At 65.3% G+C, this 5139-nt stretch carries 9 protein-coding genes; 2 read left to right on the plus strand and 7 right to left on the minus strand.

All coding sequences use genetic code 11. The annotated features are described in order from the left end of the window. From D471_RS37615 to D471_RS39420, 6 genes are all read right to left on the minus strand, one after another. On the minus strand, nt 1-546 hold a 546-nt coding region (locus tag D471_RS37615), incomplete at its 3' end, for an ERF family protein (protein WP_017598674.1). Between the two features lie 97 nt (nt 547-643). Continuing rightward, a complete protein-coding gene (locus tag D471_RS0111020) occupies nt 644-1141 on the minus strand; it encodes a hypothetical protein (RefSeq protein ID WP_017598676.1) in 498 nt (165 codons plus the stop codon). Beyond that, entirely contained in the window at nt 1134-1568 is a 435-nt protein-coding gene (locus D471_RS0111025) for a hypothetical protein (RefSeq protein WP_017598677.1), read from the minus strand. Before D471_RS0111025 ends, D471_RS0111020 begins: the two co-directional genes overlap by 8 nt. After that, nucleotides 1565-1819: a hypothetical protein gene (locus D471_RS0111030; protein WP_017598678.1), complete on the minus strand. Its 255-nt coding sequence runs from the start codon at nt 1817-1819 to the stop codon at nt 1565-1567. The genes D471_RS0111025 and D471_RS0111030 overlap by 4 nt, the downstream gene beginning before the upstream one ends. Nucleotides 1820-1899: 80 nt before the next feature. Further along, nucleotides 1900-2070, minus strand: coding sequence for a hypothetical protein (locus D471_RS40120; protein WP_017598679.1), 171 nt, complete (start codon nt 2068-2070; stop codon nt 1900-1902). Further along, nucleotides 2067-2309 (minus strand): helix-turn-helix domain-containing protein, encoded by a 243-nt coding sequence (locus D471_RS39420; RefSeq protein ID WP_152486271.1) that lies wholly within the window; start codon nt 2307-2309, stop codon nt 2067-2069. The genes D471_RS40120 and D471_RS39420 overlap by 4 nt, the downstream gene beginning before the upstream one ends. Nucleotides 2310-2483: 174 nt before the next feature. Here D471_RS39420 and D471_RS0111045 point away from each other — a divergent pair, with 174 nt between their 5' ends. Beyond that, nucleotides 2484-2993, plus strand: a complete 510-nt coding sequence (locus tag D471_RS0111045; protein WP_206538930.1) for a hypothetical protein — start codon at nt 2484-2486, stop codon at nt 2991-2993. Nucleotides 2994-3214: 221 nt separating this feature from the next. Beyond that, nucleotides 3215-3529: a hypothetical protein gene (locus D471_RS0111050; protein ID WP_017598681.1), complete on the plus strand. Its 315-nt coding sequence runs from the start codon at nt 3215-3217 to the stop codon at nt 3527-3529. A gap of 87 nt (nt 3530-3616) precedes the next feature. Here the strand turns inward: D471_RS0111050 and D471_RS0111055 are convergent, their stop codons facing one another. After that, nucleotides 3617-5095 carry a recombinase family protein gene (locus D471_RS0111055; protein WP_083924189.1) on the minus strand — a complete coding sequence of 493 codons (1479 nt, stop codon included), beginning with the start codon at nt 5093-5095 and terminating at the stop codon, nt 3617-3619. Nucleotides 5096-5139 lie beyond the last annotated feature (44 nt).

Below are 5139 nucleotides of genomic sequence, written 5' to 3' on the forward strand. Positions count from 1 at the left end.
CAGCCGGTTCAGTTCCTCGGTGCTGTTCGCTGCGGCGATGAGGCCGGTGACCTGGTCGACGAACTCACGCTCCTCCGGGGTGGGGGGCGCTTCGCGGCGCGGCGCGGGCTGGGAGCGGTCCACGACCGGCGAGTCGGTGTCGCCGTCGTCGATGTCCTCGGTGGGGATCATGAGCGCCTGGACCAGCCCGTACTTGAGCGCCATCGACATGGCTTTGCTGGTGGACTTGTCCTGTGCGTCAGCGGCCTCGCCCCACACGACGATGTCGGTGTACGAGCCGTCCTCGATCGCCGTGAAGCGGTAGCGGACCTCCAGCTCGGTGGATCGCATCTTCCCGTTGACACTGGTGGTGCGGGAAAGGACGGTCGGCAGGATCGTCACACCGACCTTGATCTGAGCTGCGTGGACGTGCTTCATGACGGCGTCGATGCCACGGAACTGGTACCGGTGGTGTGTGTTGGTGTCGTCCTTGCCGATGGGGCCGACGGTGGTCATGAGGTCGATGAGCTTGGTGTGGATCAAGCCGGGGGTCTGGGTGTCGCTCACTGCTCGGTCTCCTCGTCGGTGGGGCCGGTCATCAGGTCGTGCTGGGTGGCGTCGTGCTCGCGCATGAGTGGCCCGTAGGCGGTGTCCTCGTCAGGGGTCACCACGGCTTCTCCTCATCCGGGTCGATGTCGACGGGGAACGGCCAGTGGTCGGTGTCGTACCGGCCCTGCCGGTCCTCCGCCTCGCTGGTCTCCCACCACAAGGAGTCACCCGCGAGCAGGTCACCCTCAGCGGCGGCCACGTCCCGCATACAGCGGGCGTCACGGTCCGGCTCGCCCACCTCGGCCTCACCCGGCGCTCCCAACCCCGCGTCCACGTCCGCGGCGATCGCGGCGAGCAGGTCCACGTCGAACTCCGCCTGGAACGGGTCCATGTCGTGACGCGACGCCCGGGACAAGGCCACCGCGTCCTGGTTGTCCTGCGCCGACCCGCGCGCCAACGCCACACCCGCGAGCCCCATCGCAGCGGACAGTTCCGCGCGCACGTCCTCGGTGTCGGTGTCAGCGGCCAGCATCCGCTCATACATGGCCTTTGCGGTGGCCAGGTGGTCGTACACCTGGGCGAGGTAGTCCACGAACGACACGTGCTCAGCCACGACGCACCTCCTCGCAGGTGCGGTTGTGGTGATCAGCGGCGCGCTCGTGGGTGTCCACGCTGTCGATGCCGCCCGAGTACGTCTTGCCGCACGCCGGGTGGTAGAAGGACGTGCCGTCCTCGGACACACGCCACCGCTCAGCGGGCGGGTGGTTCTCCTCAGCCCGGTACGTGGCACGGTGCGAGGCGGGGCGGCGCATCTCCTCCACACGACGCCGGTACCGGATCTGCTCGACCGTGGTACCGGTGTCCATCGCCCGGTGGATCAGCGCGAGCAGCGGGGTGAGGTCACCGAACCCGTGCGCCCGCGCAAGGGCGGCACGCTCAGCGGGTCGCACCTCTAGGCCGTCGGTGTCGAGCTGGGTCATGGCCCGCTCGAAACCGCTGTCGTCGTCGGAGTTCAGGTGGTGCAGCATGTGGGAGGTCATCGGACGACCTCCTCGAAGTAGTCGCGGTGGCGGTCGAGCTCGTCGAGGCTCATGGACGCGTACAGGGCGGCCGAGGACAGCGAGTCCGCGGTGGCCTTCGCGTCGGCGGGGTCGCCGGCGAACCGGATGACCTGCTCGGTACCGGTGTCGGGGTCGGTGACGACGAGCACGGGAAGCCCGTCGACACGGCGGATCGTGGTGGCTGCCGCGGGCGGGAGGGTGATCTCCCGGGGCGGGGTACGGTGGTTCATGGCTCCAGTCCTTTCGTAGAGGTTCAGTGGGGCCTTAGCCCTCGTCCCGGATGGCCGTCCGGGCGGGGGCGTCTTTCGTGTCAGGCGGCGTCGGCCTGGCAGGTCTCGCCTGCGTGGTGCGCGTCGAGAATCAGGCGGATGCGGTCTCGGAGCTCATCGGTTGCCAGCCGCGCCTGAGCTGCGCACTCGACGGCTTCACGCTGTATGTCCTCGTGGGTGCGCCGAGCTGGCGTCTTCTGGCGTTCGGTCACGCTGCGTCGTCCTCTCCCGCACCCTCGCTAGCAACGATGAGAAGTTCCCCGGCGTCGAGGCCGTAGAGCTTCTCCATGTCGCGCCGGATAGGCGGCGGGGGTCCTACGTCGCGTGGACCTTCGTAGGCATAGACGGTTTTGGGCGATTTGCCCACGTGAGCGGCTACCTGTTCGACGCTGAGGCCGACCGTGATCCGGCGCTGTCGTGCCTTCTCGCGGTTGAATCGGAGTTGGCTCATGAGAAGAAGTTAGCACTTGCGAGCACTGAAGAGAAGCTATCGGCAGAAGTTCTTCCAACTTCTTTCATGTAACTCTAAGTAGTTTCTTGGGTCCGCGCAGGTAACTGTGGGTGCACCAAGCCGGCAGAGGTTAGGCACTACTAAGTGAGAAGAAGTTGGAATATGTTGGAGTCCATGAGCAATCGAACCCCACTCGAGCGCGCCATGAACGCGCACCGCATCAAGAAGAACCTTCGCTGGAAGGACGTCCTCGCAGCAGCCGACGACATGGCAGCCGAGACCCTCCGCCGCGTCCGCCTCCACGGCACCGACGCCGTCGACGACTTCACCGTCGCCCGCCTCGAACGCGCCCTACAGCTCCCACCAGGCGGCCTCCGCAAGATGGAGGAGGAAGCCAACGCTGCCGAAGCCCAGGGCGCCGACCCGCAAACGGCGTACCGGGCCTGGGACGGCGAGATCACCGGCCCCGAAGGAGCCGTAGAGGACGGCGAACTCCTCATGTGGCGCGACACCCCGACCGGGAGGATCTACCGGCTCGCGGACGCCAAAGACCCGCGGTTCCACGTCGAGTACGAGTTCCTGCCTGGCGAGACTCCGGAGCAGGTCATCGATGATCTACGCCGGTTGCATGTCTCCCACAGCGCGCTCGTGCGCGAGATGGAGCGGAGGAGGTCACGCACCTGATGGGTTTAGGGAGCTTCCATCGCACAAGCAACACCCTGCACCGCTTTAATGGTGGCGCAGGGTTTTTACCTTTTCGGGACAACCGTATCTCTTGTGACGCAGATCACAGTAGCGTAACCTTCAAACTTCAACCACATCGACGCAAGGGGGCGTCGAACGGTTGAAGAGGGGGGAGCAAGTTGCACGCCGCAAGGCACATCGCAAGTCCCATCATCCGACCAGTGTTTCTGATCATCGGGGAGGTCCCACGATCCGGCAACGGGGTCGCCGCCATCACCCGACGGCCCCACGCCACGTTCGTCCGAGTCCAAACGCGATCCGATGTCCTTGACGTCGCCCGAGACGTCAACGGCCAGCTCTACGGCGACGAGTACCCGAGCTGGGCTATCCCCTACCTCGGGGAGGACGAAGAGGCACTCGCCCGATTCAGGGCATCACCCGGCGCCGAGAACATCCCCGACGAGATCATGGGCTGGCCGATCGAGCCCTGGTACATCCCGTTCGTTCTCCGAGCCCCAGGAATCGACTACAGCTAACCCTCGACCGCCGTCCCGCGCTTCCCCCGGGACGACACACTCACCCCGCTACAAGCCCCGGCCTTCCCCACCGGGGCCTTGTCATGTCTACGCCCACGTCACCGACATCGACTCTGCCATCGTGTAGTTTCTCCGCCCCTTACCCCCCCGCTTGATGCGGATCTCCTTCGTGAGCGTGCGGATCACCAGCCGCTTCGTGAGCAACGGCAACTCATCCCACTTCTCCTTAACCACGTCCATATCCGGGGCTGCCAACTCCCCCACCACCGGTGGCAGGCGCACCACCCGAAGCCGCTCCTCCAGGTCCTGAATCTCCGGGAGCAGCGCGGCCTCCAATGAGGCCAGCGACATCACCGACAACTTCCTCTTTGCAGCCGCGTCCCGTGCCTCCTCCAACTGCGCGCGTGCAGCCGCCAACTCGTCCCGCATCTCCTGCATTTGAGCCTCGTCCCGGTTGTCGCGAACTGCCAACAGGTCGGCAAGATCAGGGCGCGCCAGACGAGCCACTATCACCGCCTCCACATCTGGCTCCACGCGAGAGATCCGACGCGACACGTGCCCAAGCCAGCCCTTCCCACTGTGGGAAGTTCGGGCCACCCCCATGCACACATACGTCGGATAACCCTGACCATGGTTGACCTGCATCTCTCCCCCGCATACATCGCAGATGATGATGCCTGACAGCAGATGCTTCACATTCGAGTCGCGGCGGTTACTCGGGTTGCTCGTGAGCTTGGACACCACTGCCAGATGGGTTTCACGATCCAAAATCGCAGGCCAGTCCGCTTTGCCCACCACTTTTCCTTGATGCACCCTGTCGCCGACGTACCGCGGGTTGATGATCAGTTCCTTGGCTGGCCCAGATTGCCAGAGTGCACCACGTGGCGCAGGTACGCCTCGGTCGTTGAGGTCGCTGACGATCGACAGGGTTGGCTCCCCGGCTAGCACGCGGCGAGCGATTTCGCGGACGATCTTTGCCTGGTCCTCTCGGATGATCTGGCGGAGCAGGACGCCGGTGTCGGGGTCGTACTCGCGCTTGTACCCGTAGGGGAGTTTGCCGTGAGGGCGCCCCTTGGCGGCCTGGGCACGGACCGTGCGCAGGATCCGCTTCCGCGTGACCCCGGACTCGCGCACACCCAGCGAGAAGAACAGGTCGAGCTGGAACGCCTGGTCGGGATCTGACAGGTCGTACACCTGACCGGACGCAGCGATGAGGACATCATGTTCTTCGCATACGGCGGCGAGTGCCGCCCACACCTGCCGGTCGCGGGTAGCGCGCGAAGGTTCCCACACCACGAGCACGTCAATGAGGCCAGCCCGGATGCTGGAAAGCAGGTTTTCCCAGTCGGGACGGTCCTTCTTGGCGTACTTTGACGCGGAGCGAGCGTTGTCTGTCCACACCCCAGGAACACCGTCACTGCCTCCGGTGGAGGCGAGCCGCCAGTCTCTGTGGAGAGCGACCTGAGCTCTGCACTCGTGCTCCTGCTCTTCAACGGAGCGACCTGTGCGGCGGTCGTCTCTGGAGACACGGCAGTAGATCGCAGTGCGGCGTTGGGGGTGTGTCATGACACCCAGATTAGCGATAACACTTGCCAACAAACAGTGTCCGG

Source organism: Nocardiopsis lucentensis DSM 44048 (assembly GCF_000341125.1).
Classification (GTDB): domain Bacteria; phylum Actinomycetota; class Actinomycetes; order Streptosporangiales; family Streptosporangiaceae; genus Nocardiopsis; species Nocardiopsis lucentensis.

Coding starts and splice junctions, on each gene's coding strand:
- D471_RS0111055 (WP_083924189.1), bottom strand. CDS start 5,095: ATGACACACCCCCAACGCCGCACTGCGATCTACTGCCGTGTCTCCAGA.
- D471_RS0111025 (WP_017598677.1), bottom strand. CDS start 1,568: ATGACCTCCCACATGCTGCACCACCTGAACTCCGACGACGACAGCGGT.
- D471_RS0111030 (WP_017598678.1), bottom strand. CDS start 1,819: ATGAACCACCGTACCCCGCCCCGGGAGATCACCCTCCCGCCCGCGGCA.
- D471_RS39420 (WP_152486271.1), bottom strand. CDS start 2,309: ATGAGCCAACTCCGATTCAACCGCGAGAAGGCACGACAGCGCCGGATC.
- D471_RS0111045 (WP_206538930.1), top strand. CDS start 2,484: ATGAGCAATCGAACCCCACTCGAGCGCGCCATGAACGCGCACCGCATC.